The organism is Sphingobium sp. TomMM15, assembly GCF_055397045.1.
Genome location: NZ_AP027314.1, coordinates 1930395 through 1945724 on the forward strand (window position 1 = coordinate 1930395; position 15330 = coordinate 1945724).

Genomic DNA, 15330 nt, shown 5'->3' on the forward strand with positions numbered 1-15330 from the left:
CACAGCGGTCGCAGACACGATCTCGATAATCACGAGAATTTTTGGAAATCCCCTTGGCCGCGCCGCCCGTCTCCGAGCAGGCGCGGCCGATGGCACGCACAGGGCGCACCATCAGTCCGAAAGGGGGTGGACCGGAATAGGAACGCTTAGGGTCGGCTAATGTTCCCCTGCGTCAACCCAGCGCCTCCGCGATCAGGCGGCGGCTGTTTGCCACGCCATAAAGGGCGATGAAGCTGCCCATGCGCGGCCCCTGATCGGCGCCCAGCAATGTCTGATACAGCGCCTTGAACCAGTCCCGCAGTTCCGCAAAGCCAAAGGCCTCGTCCTTGCCGATCGCATAAACGATATTCTGGATATCTTCGGCGGTGGCGTCATCGCCCAGCGCCGCCAATTCCGCGTCCAGCCTGCGCAGCGCCTCGGCTTCATTGGCCTCCGGCGCGCGACGCTTCAGCGTGGGCGCCACGAAGTCGCGATGATAGGCCAGCGCATGCCCGATCAGTGCGTCCAGTTCAGGGTAGGTCTGCGCGCTCGCTTCAGGGACATAATTTTGCAGATATCCCCACACCTGTTCCCGGCTGGCGTCGCCCATGACGCCGACCAGATTGAGCAACAGGCCGAAGGTCACCGGCAGCTTGCCGTCGGGCAGCTTTCCATCATGGATATGATGCACCGGATTGCCGAGTTGCTGCTCGACCTGCTGGTTGGGATAGTTGACCCGGAACTGCCAATATTCGTCCACCGCGCGCGGGATCACGCCCATGTGCAACTGCTTGGCCTTCTTGGGCTCACGATAGGCGTAAAAGGCCAGGCTTTCCTGCGGCCCGTAGGTCAGCCACTGTTCAAGGCTCAGGCCATTGCCCTTGGACTTGGAGATTTTCTCCCCCTTCTCGTCCAGGAACATCTCATAGTTGAAGCCTTCGGGCGGGCGGGCGCCCAGCGCGCGGCAGATCTTGGACGACTGGGTCACCGAATCGATCAGATCCTTGCCCGCCATCTCATAATCGACGCCCAGCGCGACCCAGCGCATCGCCCAGTCGACCTTCCATTGCAGTTTCGCGCCGCCGGACAGGATCGACTGCTCGATCATCTCGCCCTCATCCTCGAACCGGACGAGCCCGGCGTCGGCGTCCAGCACCTCGATCGGCACCTGAAGGACGATGCCGCTCTTCGGGCTGATCGGCAGCACAGGCGAATAGGTCGCCTGCCGTTCCTTGCGCAGGGTCGGCAGCATAATGTCCATGATGTCCTGATAGTGACGCAGGACATTCTTGAGCGCGTCGTCGAACGCGCCGGACTTGTACCGATCGGTCGCGGACACGAATTCATAATCGAAACCGAAGCGGTCCAGAAATTCGCGCAGCATGGCGTTATTGTGGTGCGCGAAGCTTTCGAACTTCTCGAACGGATCAGGCACCTGCGTCAGCGGCTTGCCGAGATGTTCCGCCAGCATCGCCTGGTTCGGCACGTTGTCGGGCACCTTGCGCAGCCCGTCCATATCGTCGCTGAACGCGATCAGCCGCGTGGGTATGTCGGATAGCGCATGATAGGCGTTGCGCACCATCGTCGTGCGCAACACTTCGTTGAAGGTGCCGATATGCGGCAGGCCGGACGGGCCATAGCCGGTTTCGAACAGGATATGGCCTTTGTCAGGAGCGCCGCTCTGATAGCGCTTCAGCAGCTTGCGCGCTTCTTCATAGGGCCAGGCCTTGGACGCCAGAGCGGCGGTGCGGAGGATATCGGACACGGTCATGATGCACATGCCCCTAGCCTTGGAAGGCCGGAAATGGAACGTCTTTCCGTACAGCGGCGGACGCGGCTTTGCCCCGCGCGCCTTTTCCTTGCGGCCAACCGGATTTGGCCGCCGCGCAAGCTGAGTTGAGCCTTTTTCCGGTTTCCCTTTTGTTCCCGGTCGCCTAAGCGATTGGAGTGATCGACCCCACTGCCCTGCCCGCCCTTCATGCCAGCCATGGTGGGATCTGGTTGCGCGAGGGTGAAGACACCCGGGCGGTTGCAAAGGGAGCGGCCATCGCCTGCGCCGCAGAGACACCCACTTTGCTGCTCAATGCGCCGCTGACGGGGCAACGGCTCGGCTATCCTGAACTTAACGGCCTAGACCTGCTGGAGCTTTGGGCTTTCGTCCACCCGGCCCGCTTCCTTGTTCCCACGCCCAAGGGCCTTGCCGAAGCGCTCGGCCTGGAACGGCCGAGCAGTGAAGCGGACATTCCGCAGCTGCTGCAAGCCGCCACCGCCGCGCTGCTGGACATGCTCGGATCGCCTTCATGGACCGAGCGGGAAGGCGGCTGGACTTCCGCCCAAACGCTGCACCGCCTCCGCTGGCCATGGGCGCCGCTGATCGCGCCCCGGATAAGCCGACCGTCCGAAGCGGAACGCTGGCTTTTCTCCCGCCTGCCCGAATGGGAGGAAACACCGCCGCGTCCAGCCCCGCGCACCATCTCCCTCGACGAAGAGGCGGTGTTGGCGCGGTTGGCGCATCTGACCGGTAGCGAGGCGGAAGCCCGGCCGGGGCAGCGCGCTTATGCGGCGGCAGCCGTGGAAAGCTTCCGCCCGCGACAACATCGGGATCAACCCAACATGCTGCTGGCGGAGGCTGGCACCGGGATCGGCAAGACATTGGGCTACCTCGCCCCGGCCTCGCTTTGGGCATCGCAGGCGCAAGGCACGGTGTGGATATCGACCTATACCAAAGCGCTCCAACGGCAGCTTGACCGCGAAAGCCTGCGCCTCTTCCCCGATCCGGCAACGGCAGCGCGGCGGATCGTCGTACGCAAGGGGCGCGAAAATTACCTCTGCCTGCTGAACCTGGAAGATGCATTGCAGGGCGGTTTTTCCGGCCGCGCGGCGATCCTGGCCCAACTCGTCGCGCGCTGGGCGGCGTTCAGCAAAGACGGCGACATGGTCGGCGGCGACCTGCCGGGCTGGCTGCCGACATTGTTCCGCCGCAATGGATCGACAGCGCTGACCGACCGGCGGGGCGAATGCATCTACGCAGGCTGCCCGCATTATCGAAAATGCTTCATCGAACGCTCGGCGCGCGCCTCGGCCGACGCGGACATCGTCATCGCCAATCACGCCCTCGTCATGATCAACGCCGCGCGTGGGCGGGAAACAGGCCAACGGCCCCAGCGCATCATCTTCGATGAGGGCCATCACCTTTTCGACGCGGCCGACTCCACCTTTTCCGTCGCCTTGTCCGGGCAGGAAGCCATCGAGCTGCGCCGCTGGGTCATGGGGCCTGAAGGCAATTCGCGCGGTCGGCGGCGCGGTCTTGCCGCCCGCCTGTCGGATCTGGCCAGCTATGACGAGGAAGGCGGCCAGGCGATCCGCGCGGCGGCGGACGCCGCGCGCGCGCTGCCAGCCGATGAGTGGCTGAAACGCATCGTCGCGGGAGAGCCGTTCGGACCACTTGAACAGCTGCTCGCCGCGGTGCGTGGCACCGTCTATGCCCGCGCCGCCGACGTTGGGGAAGCGGACGCAGGCTATGGACTGGAAACGGAAGTGGCCGAACCTGATGGCCCGCTGGTCGAAGCCGCGCAGGAGGCGGCGCTCGCGCTCGACGCTTTGCTGCGGCCGCTCAACCGGCTCGGCAAACGGCTGGAGGCAGTCATCGAGGATGCGCCCGATTGGCTCGACGGCGCAGCCCGCGCACGGATCGAAGGCGCGATTGCCTCGCTCGGCTGGCGATGCGACCTCATCGCCGCTTGGCTCGCGCTGCTGGCCCGGATCGCCGGCCCGGCTGATGCGGATTTCGTCGACTGGATGACGGTCGATCGCATCGAAGGCCGGGAATTCGACATCGGCATCCATCGCCACTGGCTGGACCCTACCCGGCCCCTGGCTGAAACCGTGCTGAAACCTGCACAGGGCGTGCTTATAACCTCCGCGACACTCAAGGGCGGCGGCGATTGGGACAATGCGGAAAGCCGCAGCGGGGCGAGCCATCTCCCGCACGGTGCCCAACGGTTCGAAGCGGCAAGCCCGTTCGACTATCCCGGCCGCGCGGAGGTGCTGGTGGTCACGGACATCAAGCGCGGCGACATTGCCGCACTGTCGGGTGCCTATGGACGGCTTATCGAAGCGGCGGGCGGCGGCACGCTCGGCCTGTTCACGGCGATACGGCGGCTGCGCGCTGTCCATGCCCGCATCGCCGATCGTCTGGCACGGGCGGGCCTGCCGCTCTACGCCCAGCATGTCGATCCGATGGACACCGGCACGCTGATCGACATTTTCCGGGACGATCCACGCGCCTCGCTGCTTGGCACCGACGCCTTGCGCGATGGGGTCGATGTGCCCGGCCATTCGCTGCGGCTCGTCGTGATGGAGGGCGTTCCCTGGTCGAAGCCTACAGTGCTGCACGCCGCCCGCCGTCTCGCCGGAGGGGGCGCCTCCTACGACGATCGGCTGATCCGCGCCCGGTTGGCCCAAGCCTTTGGCCGCCTCATCCGCCGCGCCGAGGATCGCGGCAGCTTCGTCATATTGTCGGCCGCGATGCCCAGTCGCCTGCTCAGCGCCTTTCCGCCGGGCACCCCCATTCGCCGCGTCACCCTTGACGAAGCGATCATTGCGGTCAGCGCCCATTCCCACGCTGGCCTTGGCGACGGCATGCCGCTAGGGCAACGAGGACACGAATCCGGCATTCCCGACCTGGAGCAAAGATGAAGCGGTTGACCCTGTTGCGCCACGCCAAGTCCGACTGGGACGATCCGGTAGAGCGGGATTTCGACCGGCCACTGAACCGACGCGGGGAAAAGGCGGCGCTGCTGATCGGTCAATATGCCCGCAACCGGAAAATGCAGTTCGACTTTCTCGTCGCCTCTCCCGCCGTCCGGGTCGTGCAGACGCTCGATACGTTCCTTGAAGGCTATGGCCAACCGCTCGATCCTCATTGGGATCGCCGCATATATCTGGCGTCCGTGGCAACGCTACTGGATGTGCTGCGCGATCTGCCGGACACTGCAAGCAACGTGATCCTGGCAGGACATAATCCCGGCTTCGAAGAACTGATCCTGGAACTGGTGCCGGACAATGACACCAGCCCGCTACGCGGGGATGTGGAAGTCAAGTTTCCGACGGCCAGCATCGCGGTTCTGGATCTGGATATTGATGCCTGGGCGGACGTCGCACCGAACGCGGGAACGCTGATGAGCTTCACCCGCCCGCGTGATCTGGATCCGGCGCTAGGCCCGGAATCGCGTTAAATCAACTGTTCTAAGTCACCAAGGTCGCTGCTGGCGCAGAGTGAGTTCAACCCGGACCACCCACCTCCGTTCGGGCTGAGCTTGTCGAAGCCCTCTTCTTTTTGAGGGGCAGTAAAGCCCTTCGACAAGCTTGGGGCGAACCGGTTTAAAGGGCGGCACTAAGTTAGAGCACGAAGCGCTAAGTAAACACGAGGCGCTGAACTTACTCCCCAATAGCCTTCGACAAGGCCGCCCGGATCGCCTGAAGCCGATCCAGCAAATCCGCACCCCCCTCAGGCTTGACCGAAACAGCAGGAGCCGGAACAGCGACGGGTTTCGCCACGGCTATCCCATCGGCAAGCGCCTTTTGCGCGCCCCGCACCGTGAAGCCCTCTTCGTTCAACAACTGATTGATGCGCCTGACCAGCGCCACATCCGCTGGCCTGTAATAGCGGCGATTACCCGACCGCTGGAGAGGACGCAGTTGGGGAAAACGCGTTTCCCAGTAACGCAGAATATGCTGCGGAAGCCCCAGTTCCCCGGACAGCTCGCTAATCGTCAGGAACGCACCCTCTGCCTTTTCCATGGGTCCGATGTTGCACCTATCAGGGCGCAAAGGTCAACCATGCGCGGGATTAACTGGCAGCTGTCCTTAGGGCCTAACCTATCAGGATGCGGCAACGCGGTCCCGCATGGTCTGGCTGGCGCGGAAGGTCAACACGCGGCGCGGTTCGATGGGCACCTCAACCCCTGTCTTGGGATTACGGCCCATGCGCTGGGTCTTGTCGCGCAGAACGAAGGTGCCAAAGCTCGATATCTTCACATTTTCCCCGCGTTCCAGTGCGGAGGTCATATGTTCCAATATGGACTCGATAAGCGCGGCGGCCTCGGATCGTGAAAGGCCAATATGACGATTGACGCTTTCCGCCAGATCTGCGCGTGTCAGGGTGCCATTGCCAGTCATCGAACGTCCCCACCTTCATTCGCCGGGTCAATGCCGACGACAATGGTAAATTGTGCGATAAGCTGAGTGATTCGGCAAGATGACTCGCCGAAGAAAGTCAAAGAATTCCGGGTAGATGCCTTGGCTTAGACCCGAAGGACGCAAGCGCCCCAGGTAAAGCCCCCGCCCATCGCCTCCAGCACGAGCAGGTCGCCGGACTTAATCCGGCCGTCACGCATGGCCAGATCAAGCGCCAATGGCACCGAAGCGGCGGAAGTATTGGCGTGGCGATCCACCGTCATGACGACCCGATCGGGCGACAGCTTCAGCTTCCGCGCGGTGGCATCCAGAATGCGCGCATTCGCCTGATGAGGGATCAGCCAGTCAATCTGGTCCGTGCCGAGGCCTGCTATTTCCATGACCTCGGTCAGTACCGAGGCAAGGTTGACGACCGCATGGCGGAAGACTTCCTGCCCCTTCATGCGCAGCTTGCCGACCGTCTTCGTCGTCGAAGGCCCGCCATCGACATAGAGAAGCTGGTTGTGCCGACCGTCAGCATGCAGCTTTGAGGCCAATATGCCGCGCGCGCCGTCTGCGCTTTCCTCCGCGCCCAGTACGATCGCCCCCGCGCCGTCCCCGAACAGGACGCAGGTCGTCCGATCTTCCCAGTCGAGAATGCGGCTGAACGTCTCCGACCCGATCACCAACGCCTTTTGCGCGGCGCCAGACTGGATCATGCTGTCCGCCACCGTCACCGCGTAGAGGAAGCCCGAGCACACAGCCGCGACGTCGAACGCCACGCAATCATTGATTCCGAGCGCTGCCTGCACAATGGTCGCGCTGGCGGGAAAGGTCTGGTCCGGCGTGGCCGTCGCCAGAATGATGAGGTCGATATCCTGCGCCGCCAGACCCGCCGCATCCAGTGCCGCGCAAGCAGCATCGGTCGCAAGGCTTGCGGTTGTTTCGCCCTCGCCCGCGATGTGGCGATTGCGGATGCCGGTGCGCTCGACGATCCATTCGTCGCTCGTGTCCACGGTCTCCGCTAGTTCAGCATTGCTGACAGCGCGAACCGGGAGAGCCGACCCCGTACCCAGAAGAACGGACCTGCGAATCACTTTGCGGCGAGCTCCTGTTTGGACGCCACGGCCGAAAGCGCGCTAACACCCGCCATGTCGGCGGCGATACGCCGCGTAATATCTTCTTCCAACAGCCGCGCAGCAACATGGACGGCATTGGCGACGCCCTTGTCATTGGCGTTGCCATGACTTTTCACCACAACACCGTTCAGGCCCAGAAACACCGCACCATTATGGTTGTTGGGGTCCAGATGATGTTTGAGCAGGTGCATGGCGGGCTTGGAAATCAGGAATCCGATCTTGGACCGGATAGAACTGGTAAAGGCCGTCCGCAGCAGGTCGGTGACGAAACGGGCCGTGCCCTCCGCCGTCTTCAGCGCCACATTGCCGGAAAAACCGTCGCTGACGATCACATCAGCCTCACCACGTCCTATCTTGTCACCTTCGGTAAAGCCATCGAACGACAGAGGCAGGCTCGTCGCAGCGCGAAGAATCGCGGCAGCGTCACGGATTTCTTCCGTGCCCTTCATGTCTTCCGTGCCGATGTTCATGATGCGAACGCGCGGGCGCTCAAGATCGAAAGCGATGCGCGCATAGGCCGCGCCCATCACCGCAAACTGCACCAGGTTGCGGGCGTCGCACTCTGTATTGGCGCCCAGGTCCAGCATGACCACGTCATTGTCGCCGAGCGTAGGCAGCAAAGCCGCCAGAGCGGGCCGATCAATCCCCGGCATGGTACGCAGCGCCAGCTTGGCCATCGCCATCAACGCGCCGGTATTACCCGACGAGACCGCAGCGCCCGCCTCGCCAGCCTTCACCGCAGCGATCGCCATGCTCATGGAGCTGGCCTTCTTGCGGATGGCGGCGCTGGGCTTGTCCCCCGCAGACACGACATCGCTGGCGTGCACCACTTCGGAAGCGGCACGCAGATTCGGATGATTGTCGAGCGCGGCCTTGATCCGCGCCTCGTCTCCGAAAAGGGTGAAGCGTAGCCCTTCGTGGCGGTGACGGGCGAGCGCTACACCCGCCATCATCACGCGCACACCTTCATCCCCGCCCATCGCGTCGATTGCGATTCGCGGTTGGCTGGACACTTCAGGACACCTTTGCAGGAGGGAGTGTGTCGTCAGGCCCCGACGGCAACGACTTCGCGGCCGTTATAGTGGCCGCAGGCGTCGCACAGATTATGCGGGCGCTTGAGTTCACCGCAGTTCGAGCATTCCTGGAACGCTTCAACGCGCAGCGCGTCGTGGCTGCGACGCATGCCGCGACGGGACGGGGAAGTTTTCCTCTTGGGGACAGCCATGTCGGCACCTTATTCCATAATTAGATCTGGTTAAGCGACTGGCCGAAATCCGATGAATATCGACGCCACAGGCGCCGCAGACCCATGCGGCCCGGGTGATCGCGAAGCCCTGCGCCTATAGCGTTTTTTGGCAGGGGCGCAAGTCCTTCCTTGCCCCGAAACGATGGCCGCCTATTGTACCGCCAACGTAAGGATAGGGAGAGACATGCGATGCTGTTGCCGATCACGCTGACCTTGGCCGCGGCCTGCGCGCTTCTCAACCTATGGCTCGCATTTCGCTGCGCCCGGATTCGCGTCGGCAGCAAGGTATTGCATGGCGATGGCGGCGATCCGCTGCTCGCCCGGCGGATAAGGGCACATGCGAACTTTATCGAATATACGCCGATCATCCTCATCCTCTTCGCCCTTATCGAGCTGGCCATAGGATCGCCGCTGTGGCTGTGGATAGGCGCGCTGACCTATGTCATAGCGCGCGCATCGCACGGAATCGGCATGGACGCCGACCGCCCCACCGCCTGGCGGGCAGGCGGCGCGATGCTCACCTGGGTGGTGACGGCGGCGCTGGCAATGGCGGCGCTATATGTCGCCTATCACGCGACCCGCGCGGTGCCTGCACCACCAGCCATGGCCGCGCGCTAGCCGTTAGCCGAGGACCGCGTCACCAACGAAAGGATTGGTGCGGCGCTCATGGGCGAAATCGCTCATCGGGCCGTGGCCGGGGACAAAGGCAGTGTCGCCGCCCAGAGGCCAAAGCTTGCCCGTGATGGCGTCGATCAGCTGCTGGTGATTGCCCATCGGGAAATCCGTGCGGCCGATCGATCCCTGGAACAGCACGTCGCCGACGATCGCCAGCTTGCTGGGCGCGTGATGGAACACGACATGGCCGGGCGTGTGGCCGGGGCAATGATAGACGTCCAGCACCAGATCGCCGACCGTCACCTGATCGCCGTCGGCCAGCCAGCGGTCAGGCTCGAAGATCTTTCCGTTCACGCCGTAATTGCGGCCGTCCTCTTCCAGACGGCTGATCCAGAAGCGATCCGCCTCATGCGGCCCTTCGATCGGAACGCCGAGTTCCTTGGCCAACGTGCCCGCCTCGCCGCAATGGTCGATATGGCCGTGCGTCACCAATATTTTTTCGATCGTCACGCCCTGCTGCTCCGCAGCGGCCTTCAGCCGCGGGAGGTCCCCACCCGGATCGACAAAAGCACCACGGTTGGTGGCCGTGCACCAGAAGAGCGTGCAATTCTGCTGCAAGGGAGTGACGGGAATCAGGGCGGCTTTTAGCGGAGGCGTGGTCATGGCGGAGATGTGGCGAAGGCGGGCGTGGGGCGCAAGAGCTAGCCCGCGTCTTCCATCGCCAGCGGTTCAGCAAGGCTTATCCCGTCCAGCACCTTCGCTGTCTCGTCCCGCACGCGCAGCATCACGCGGTGCAGCCTGCATTCCGATTCGGGGAGGCAGTTGGTGCAGGTCTCATGCGCGAATCGGCTGGCGCAGGGCGTCAGAGCCAGCGATCCACGGGTCAGCCGCACGATGTCGCCATAGCTGATGTCGACCGGAGCCAGCGCGAGCCAATAGCCCCCGTCCCGCCCCCGCTGCGTCGCCACCAGCCCTTCGCGCGACAGTTCCGACAGGATGACCGTCAGGAACTTCGCCGGAATATTCTGCCGCGTCGCAATCTCGTTCAGCGGCACGGGGCCTTGGCGGTAGCGGTCGGCAAGATGCTGGAGAGCGCGGATGGCGTAACGGGTCTTCTGCGAAAGCATATTCCCGTTATTCGCCCCCGCGCCTCATTTGACAAGCCGCCGCGCAGCCAGTCAGGCCTTCACCTTGCTCAACGCTTCTTCATAGGTCGTAGCCTTGAAGCCAACGACGGTCCGCCCGCCAACATCCAGGATCGGCCGCTTGATCATCGACGGGTTGGTGCTCATCAGCAGGATCGCCTTTTCCGCGTCGATATGCGCCTTGTCGCCTGCGTCCAGCGCCTTGAAGGTCGTGCCGGAACGGTTGAGGATGGTTTCCCACCCATGTTCCATCACCCACTCTTCCAGCTTGCCCTTGTCCACGCCCGACACCTTATAGTCGTGGAAGCTGTAGGAGACCCGCTCATTGTCCAGGAAATTGCGCGCCTTCTTGATGGTGTCGCAATTTTTGATGCCATACATGGTAATCATGGGGGTCAGCCTTTGAACGCGGTGACTTCGATCTCGATCTTCATCTCCGGCTTGATAAGGCCGACGACGACGCAGCTTGCGGCCGGACGAATCTCACCGAACACGGGCGCGGTCGCCTTGCCCAGTTCATCCCAATAGGCCGGGTCAGTGATATAATAGGTCACGCGCACGACGTCGGCGAAGGAAAAGCCTGCTTCTTCCAGCGCCTTGCCGATGACCTTCAGCGCGTTGACGCCCTGATCGACGACGCTTTCGGGCATCGTCTTGGTTTCGGGATCAGTCCCGGTCGTGCCGGCGACGAAGCACCAGTCGCCCTGAACCACGGCGCGCGAATAGCCGACCTGCGCCTCGAAAGGCGAACCCGAGGAGATGAGTTTGCGGGACATGGGATTTCCTTCGAAGGGGTAGCGATGAAAGGGATCGGGCGGCTCTTGCCCCCTGCCGTCTCCCCTGTCCAGCGCCTTTTGGACAGCCATGGAACGGGCGCCCTGGTTGATCGGTTGGGCAGGCAAGGAGACATGCCATGGACCAGCCAAAGGATCAGTCGGACAAGGACCGATTTCCCGACGATATCGAGGAAAATGACGAGCAGAGAGACCGGGGATCGCAGGCGCAGGATGTCGCCGACGACGCCCGCGCGCGCAGCACCGACCTGGCGGAGGACAGCGAACGGGGCGGAACCCCAAACCCCGCGCAGATCATCCCCGAAGACACGCCCGACCTGGTCGAGCGGATGGAGGAAATGAACCGTTCCGGACGGATCGACAATGACGCCTTCGCAGGCGAACCGCAGATGGACGATGAGGAAGACTATCTCGGCAACACCGAGGACGAGGAATAGCGCCGACGCGGGATAAGGCGAGCGCTCCCCTTCACGCGCCTTCCGGCCGTCGGTCGATAGAGCGTCGCGCCCTAAATCGGTACTGCCCGTGTTACCGTTCGCCCTGAGCCTGTCGAAGGGTCCTTCTTCTTTTTTATAAAGAAGAGGGCTTCGACATCCGAATGAGGCAAGTGACTCGTTCGGACAGCCCGAACGGAATTGAGTGATCCAGATAAAGATCACGAAGCCCTAAAGGCCCAAAGCCGCCATAACGGAGGGTAAACGGATCAGCTTCGCCGCGCACCGCCAGCAACGCAGCCTAGGCTGGCGGGATGATCCACCTGTGCAAGTTGCTCCCTCCCCTCATCACCCTCCACCTCCTGCTGATCGGATCAGCGGAGCCTGTCCGGGCGGAAAATCCTTCGACACGCTTCGGCCTGTGCCACGGCATGGGCGGGCCGGATTGCGTGGTCGATGGAGATACTTTCTGGATGGAGGGGACCAAAATCCGGATCGCCGACATCGACACGCCGGAAACCCACGGGCCGCGTTGCAGTGGCGAGGGCGCGCTGGGCATGCGGGCAACGCAGCGGCTGCTGGCGCTGCTCAATGCGGGCGCCTTTTCACTCTTGCCGGTAGAGCGGGAACGGGATCGCTATGGGCGGACCCTGCGCATCGTGACGCGGCAGGGCCGGTCGATCGGCGCATTGCTGGTCGCCGAAGGTCTGGCGCGCCCCTGGACCGGAGCGCGCCAGCCATGGTGCCGTAGTTAGCGGCAGCTGATACCGCCGCGGTCGATCTCGCGGCCGAGCAGAGCGCCCGCACCCGCGCCGATCAGCACGCCAGCAGTGTTCGAATAGCCGCGATCCAGCTGCCCGCCGAGCAACCCGCCCAGCGCCGCGCCAACGATCAGGCCCGTCGTGCCGTCCGAACGGCGGCAATAATAGCGATCATCATAGCCGCGATAGATCCGCGTCCCGCGCGTCACGCGGATCGGCTCATAGCCGCTGCGATAATAGCGATCGGGCCGATATCGACTGCCATAGCGGCGATCCGGGCGGTTCCAGTCATAGCTATAAACGACCCCACCGGGACGTTTCCAATGACCCTTGTGACGGCCATTGTCGTGGCGGCGATCATCGCGCCAGTCGCGGCGGGCTTCCCGCACATCCCTGCGATAATCACGGCGCGCGTCCTGGACATCCTCGCGATACTCTCGGCGGGCTTCGCGCCTGTCTTCGCGGTTTTCCCGCCAATCACGGGATTGCGCAAGAGCGGGCACGCTGCCCAGCGCCATCGCGCCCAGCGAAAGCGCCGAAAGCGCGGCTTTCAGGCTGATCTTCATGGGTCTACTCCTTGCCAGTTTATCAGGCTGAAGGTCTAAACACATGATCGCCGATGGACGTTGCATGAACGGAACAAAACCTGCCGTTCACCCCCGCGCAAGGTACGCGTCAGGGTGACAAAGGTGACACGACAGGGCCGCGGAAAAGCGCGGTTTTCGGCGAAATTTCCTACAGGGTGAAAGAGCCGCTGGAGGATGTAGCGGGGTGAGAGTGTATAGGACAGCGGAATAGAAATATTACTCCGGTCGGCCACGAGTTAAGCCGAGCCGACGTTTCCAATCCTTGGTATTAGTTGCAGACTCGGAACGCCTTCAGAGTGGCCTCCCTCGCCCTTAGCATACCCTGTGTCTTGAGGAGAAAAAATGCATGCCGCAGCATGACTTAATACAATGTCTGAGCTTGCCGCATCCGATGTAGCTTCGGCGAGGGCAGTAAACGTAGCTAAGGCATTCTGCCTATGTCGGTTCACAACCTCATTGTGCTTGTGAGACATGAAATTCCTAGCAGAGAGGAACAGCATGTAAGCTATAACGGCGAATATCAAAACTTTACTGATAATTAGCTGGCCACCACGATAACCGTCTAAGTTATCAAGGCCGGGGACACGGTGGAAAAACAACGATGCTACAGCGTAAAACGCTAAGCCGATGGAGAGCCAAACAGTCCGTTTGAACCAAGTATCTGACAAATCCTTGTGACTATCTGCTTCACTTTTGAAGTGTATTGCTTGTTTGCTTACCCCCTGCTCCGCAGCGATGGCCCGCACTTCCGTTAGTATAGAATCGGCGGCCGACTTCTGTTCTGATAGATCGCTCATCAACCTTTCCGCTTGATCGCGCGCTGACTGAGACGCTGCTCTCGCCTCTCTTTCAAGACGAGAGAAATCTTGAGACCGAGCAGTTGCAAAAGAAATCAAAAGAAACAGCTGGTCAAATATAGACTGATACCGGCTTGTCACTTGGTTCACCAAGTTCATTTTGGCGTCCATAGGAGCAGGCTGAGCGGACTCAAGGTCGAATTTCAGGCACTGATCCAATAAGTTGTAAAAAGCATTAGCTTCATCCCTTATAATTGTCTTTTGACGCTCAGGAAAGAAATGAAGCTGTGAGAGGGATATCATTTTGAAGAGATCAATTACTTTGTTCGCTGGATCAACAACCTCTTTAAAAGCAAACTTGCTACCAAGGTCATTTTCTCGGACCAAGGAAGAAACTTCAAAATCTTGGACGCGCTTCAACGCAAGCTGAGTTTCATTCAGCTCTTCCACAATGGGGCTCGGGCTGTCGTTTGCAGCTTTTACTCGCGTGTGGCGCTGCGCTGGACTCGTCATTTAATCACCCTCAGCTAATTTACTCCGCAGCGATCCCGGCGGCCTTGAACATATCCGGATCGCTCACCTCATCGGCATTGGCCGCATCGCCAGCCTTGAGCTGCTTCCGGCGATCAAAGGCATCCCAAACCTCGTTCCACTGGCCGCGCGTCGCGCCCTTCGAATATTCGGTCGCGCGGGTTTCGAAGAAGTTGGCGTGCTCCACCCCGTTCAGCAGCGGAGTAAGCCACGGCAGCGGGTGTTCGTCGATCATGTAGATGGGCTTGAGGCCCAACTGCCCCAGGCGCCAGTCGGCGATGTAGCGGACATATTTCTTGATGTCCTTGGGCGTCATGCCAGGCACAGGCCCCATTTCGAAGACGAGGTCGATGAACGCGTCCTCGATCCGCACCGTCTTCTGGCACATGTCCATGATGTCGTCCTTGACCGACGGCGTCAGGCAGTCGCGTTCCTTGGTGAAGGCGTGGAACAGCTTGATGATGCCTTCGCAGTGCAGCGTCTCGTCGCGCACCGACCAGGTGACGATCTGGCCCATGCCCTTCATCTTGTTGAAGCGCGGGAAGTTCATCAGCATGGCGAAGGAAGCGAAGAGCTGGAGCCCTTCGGTAAAGCCGCCGAACATGGCCAGCGTCTTGGCGATATCCTCGTCCGTATCGACGCCGAACTGGCTCAGATAGTCATGCTTATCCTTCATCTCTTTATACTGCATGAACGCCGAATATTCGGTTTCAGGCATGCCGATCGTGTCGAGCAGATGGCTGTAGGCGGCGATGTGGACCGTTTCCATGTTGCTGAACGCGGTCAGCATCATCTTCACTTCGGTCGGCTTGAACACGCGGCCATATTTCTCGTGGTAGCAATCCTGCACTTCCACGTCGGCCTGAGTGAAGAAGCGGAAGATCTGGGTCAGCAGGTTGCGTTCGTGATCGGACAGCTTCTGCGCCCAATCGCGGCAATCCTCGCCCAGCGGCACTTCCTCGGGCAGCCAGTGCAGCTGCTGCTGGCGCTTCCAGAACTCATAGGCCCAGGGATATTCGAAAGGCTTGTAGACCTTGCTGGCTTGAAGAAGGGGCATTGGGTCGGCTCCGCGAATTAATGGACAAGCGCAACCTGCGCGGGCGCGGGACGTTCAGTCCCTGTCAT

Annotated in this window: 18 protein-coding genes; 5 read left to right on the forward strand and 13 right to left on the reverse strand. The window is 61.7% G+C overall.

What is annotated here, in order from left to right; translation table 11 throughout:
- Positions 1-172 precede the first annotated feature (172 nt).
- Positions 173-1750: a lysine--tRNA ligase gene (locus ACZ51H_RS09580; RefSeq protein WP_460986820.1), complete on the reverse strand. Its 1578-nt coding sequence runs from the start codon at positions 1748-1750 to the stop codon at positions 173-175.
- Positions 1751-1926: 176 nt separating this feature from the next.
- Between ACZ51H_RS09580 and ACZ51H_RS09585 the strand changes: the two genes are divergently transcribed.
- Both ACZ51H_RS09585 and ACZ51H_RS09590 read left to right on the forward strand, forming a co-directional pair.
- Positions 1927-4677 carry an ATP-dependent DNA helicase gene (locus ACZ51H_RS09585; RefSeq protein WP_464801695.1) on the forward strand — a complete coding sequence of 917 codons (2751 nt, stop codon included), beginning with the start codon at positions 1927-1929 and terminating at the stop codon, positions 4675-4677.
- Positions 4674-5216, forward strand: coding sequence for a SixA phosphatase family protein (locus ACZ51H_RS09590; protein WP_464801696.1), 543 nt, complete (start codon positions 4674-4676; stop codon positions 5214-5216). The genes ACZ51H_RS09585 and ACZ51H_RS09590 overlap by 4 nt, the downstream gene beginning before the upstream one ends.
- Before the next feature lie 202 nt (positions 5217-5418).
- Here the strand turns inward: ACZ51H_RS09590 and ACZ51H_RS09595 are convergent, their stop codons facing one another.
- The 5 genes from ACZ51H_RS09595 to rpmF all read right to left on the reverse strand — a co-directional run bounded on the left by ACZ51H_RS09595 (position 5419) and on the right by rpmF (position 8520).
- The gene (locus ACZ51H_RS09595; RefSeq protein ID WP_449474232.1) at positions 5419-5781 is read right to left on the reverse strand and encodes a MerR family transcriptional regulator; all 363 of its coding nucleotides are present in this window, start codon (positions 5779-5781) and stop codon (positions 5419-5421) included.
- A gap of 81 nt (positions 5782-5862) precedes the next feature.
- A complete protein-coding gene (gene ihfA / locus ACZ51H_RS09600) occupies positions 5863-6159 on the reverse strand; it encodes an integration host factor subunit alpha (protein ID WP_449474233.1) in 297 nt (98 codons plus the stop codon).
- Positions 6160-6284: 125 nt separating this feature from the next.
- Positions 6285-7253 (reverse strand): beta-ketoacyl-ACP synthase III, encoded by a 969-nt coding sequence (locus ACZ51H_RS09605; protein ID WP_449474235.1) that lies wholly within the window; start codon positions 7251-7253, stop codon positions 6285-6287.
- On the reverse strand, positions 7250-8275 hold the full coding sequence (gene plsX, locus ACZ51H_RS09610; protein WP_449474679.1) for a phosphate acyltransferase PlsX: 1026 nt from the start codon (positions 8273-8275) through the stop codon (positions 7250-7252). The genes ACZ51H_RS09605 and plsX overlap by 4 nt, the downstream gene beginning before the upstream one ends.
- A 65-nt stretch (positions 8276-8340) precedes the next feature.
- Complete coding sequence (gene rpmF, locus ACZ51H_RS09615) at positions 8341-8520, reverse strand: 50S ribosomal protein L32 (protein ID WP_081570365.1); 180 nt, start codon at positions 8518-8520, stop codon at positions 8341-8343.
- Between the two features lie 210 nt (positions 8521-8730).
- Here rpmF and ACZ51H_RS09620 point away from each other — a divergent pair, with 210 nt between their 5' ends.
- The gene (locus ACZ51H_RS09620; protein ID WP_464801697.1) at positions 8731-9159 is read left to right on the forward strand and encodes an MAPEG family protein; all 429 of its coding nucleotides are present in this window, start codon (positions 8731-8733) and stop codon (positions 9157-9159) included.
- Positions 9160-9162: 3 nt separating this feature from the next.
- Here the strand turns inward: ACZ51H_RS09620 and ACZ51H_RS09625 are convergent, their stop codons facing one another.
- Genes ACZ51H_RS09625 through ACZ51H_RS09640 form a run of 4 tightly spaced genes read right to left on the reverse strand, consistent with a single transcriptional unit; the run spans position 9163 to position 11077 of the window.
- Positions 9163-9819, reverse strand: a complete 657-nt coding sequence (locus ACZ51H_RS09625) for an MBL fold metallo-hydrolase (RefSeq protein ID WP_464771350.1) — start codon at positions 9817-9819, stop codon at positions 9163-9165.
- 38 nt (positions 9820-9857) lie between these two features.
- On the reverse strand, positions 9858-10283 hold the full coding sequence (locus ACZ51H_RS09630; protein WP_196224625.1) for an RrF2 family transcriptional regulator: 426 nt from the start codon (positions 10281-10283) through the stop codon (positions 9858-9860).
- 51 nt (positions 10284-10334) lie between these two features.
- The gene (locus ACZ51H_RS09635; RefSeq protein WP_196224626.1) at positions 10335-10691 is read right to left on the reverse strand and encodes an ArsC family reductase; all 357 of its coding nucleotides are present in this window, start codon (positions 10689-10691) and stop codon (positions 10335-10337) included.
- Between the two features lie 5 nt (positions 10692-10696).
- Entirely contained in the window at positions 10697-11077 is a 381-nt protein-coding gene (locus tag ACZ51H_RS09640) for a RidA family protein (RefSeq protein WP_464801698.1), read from the reverse strand.
- A 137-nt stretch (positions 11078-11214) separates the two neighbouring features.
- Between ACZ51H_RS09640 and ACZ51H_RS09645 the strand changes: the two genes are divergently transcribed.
- Positions 11215-11532 carry a hypothetical protein gene (locus tag ACZ51H_RS09645; RefSeq protein ID WP_464801699.1) on the forward strand — a complete coding sequence of 106 codons (318 nt, stop codon included), beginning with the start codon at positions 11215-11217 and terminating at the stop codon, positions 11530-11532.
- Between the two features lie 311 nt (positions 11533-11843).
- Positions 11844-12284, forward strand: coding sequence for a thermonuclease family protein (locus tag ACZ51H_RS09650; RefSeq protein ID WP_464801700.1), 441 nt, complete (start codon positions 11844-11846; stop codon positions 12282-12284).
- Here the strand turns inward: ACZ51H_RS09650 and ACZ51H_RS09655 are convergent.
- From ACZ51H_RS09655 to ACZ51H_RS09665, 3 genes are all read right to left on the reverse strand, one after another.
- The gene (locus tag ACZ51H_RS09655; protein ID WP_464771353.1) at positions 12281-12856 is read right to left on the reverse strand and encodes a glycine zipper 2TM domain-containing protein; all 576 of its coding nucleotides are present in this window, start codon (positions 12854-12856) and stop codon (positions 12281-12283) included. The genes ACZ51H_RS09650 and ACZ51H_RS09655 overlap by 4 nt on opposite strands.
- A 257-nt stretch (positions 12857-13113) precedes the next feature.
- Entirely contained in the window at positions 13114-14187 is a 1074-nt protein-coding gene (locus ACZ51H_RS09660; protein WP_464771354.1) for a hypothetical protein, read from the reverse strand.
- Positions 14188-14206: 19 nt separating this feature from the next.
- On the reverse strand, positions 14207-15262 hold the full coding sequence (locus ACZ51H_RS09665; protein WP_449474249.1) for a ribonucleotide-diphosphate reductase subunit beta: 1056 nt from the start codon (positions 15260-15262) through the stop codon (positions 14207-14209).
- Positions 15263-15330 lie beyond the last annotated feature (68 nt).

Coding starts and splice junctions, on each gene's coding strand:
- ACZ51H_RS09580 (WP_460986820.1), bottom strand. CDS start 1,750: ATGACCGTGTCCGATATCCTCCGCACCGCCGCTCTGGCGTCCAAGGCC.
- ACZ51H_RS09590 (WP_464801696.1), top strand. CDS start 4,674: ATGAAGCGGTTGACCCTGTTGCGCCACGCCAAGTCCGACTGGGACGAT.
- ACZ51H_RS09595 (WP_449474232.1), bottom strand. CDS start 5,781: ATGGAAAAGGCAGAGGGTGCGTTCCTGACGATTAGCGAGCTGTCCGGG.
- ihfA (WP_449474233.1), bottom strand. CDS start 6,159: ATGACTGGCAATGGCACCCTGACACGCGCAGATCTGGCGGAAAGCGTC.
- plsX (WP_449474679.1), bottom strand. CDS start 8,275: ATGGGCGGGGATGAAGGTGTGCGCGTGATGATGGCGGGTGTAGCGCTC.
- rpmF (WP_081570365.1), bottom strand. CDS start 8,520: ATGGCTGTCCCCAAGAGGAAAACTTCCCCGTCCCGTCGCGGCATGCGT.
- ACZ51H_RS09620 (WP_464801697.1), top strand. CDS start 8,731: ATGCTGTTGCCGATCACGCTGACCTTGGCCGCGGCCTGCGCGCTTCTC.
- ACZ51H_RS09625 (WP_464771350.1), bottom strand. CDS start 9,819: ATGACCACGCCTCCGCTAAAAGCCGCCCTGATTCCCGTCACTCCCTTG.
- ACZ51H_RS09630 (WP_196224625.1), bottom strand. CDS start 10,283: ATGCTTTCGCAGAAGACCCGTTACGCCATCCGCGCTCTCCAGCATCTT.
- ACZ51H_RS09635 (WP_196224626.1), bottom strand. CDS start 10,691: ATGATTACCATGTATGGCATCAAAAATTGCGACACCATCAAGAAGGCG.
- ACZ51H_RS09640 (WP_464801698.1), bottom strand. CDS start 11,077: ATGTCCCGCAAACTCATCTCCTCGGGTTCGCCTTTCGAGGCGCAGGTC.
- ACZ51H_RS09645 (WP_464801699.1), top strand. CDS start 11,215: ATGGACCAGCCAAAGGATCAGTCGGACAAGGACCGATTTCCCGACGAT.
- ACZ51H_RS09650 (WP_464801700.1), top strand. CDS start 11,844: ATGATCCACCTGTGCAAGTTGCTCCCTCCCCTCATCACCCTCCACCTC.
- ACZ51H_RS09655 (WP_464771353.1), bottom strand. CDS start 12,856: ATGAAGATCAGCCTGAAAGCCGCGCTTTCGGCGCTTTCGCTGGGCGCG.
- ACZ51H_RS09660 (WP_464771354.1), bottom strand. CDS start 14,187: ATGACGAGTCCAGCGCAGCGCCACACGCGAGTAAAAGCTGCAAACGAC.
- ACZ51H_RS09665 (WP_449474249.1), bottom strand. CDS start 15,262: ATGCCCCTTCTTCAAGCCAGCAAGGTCTACAAGCCTTTCGAATATCCC.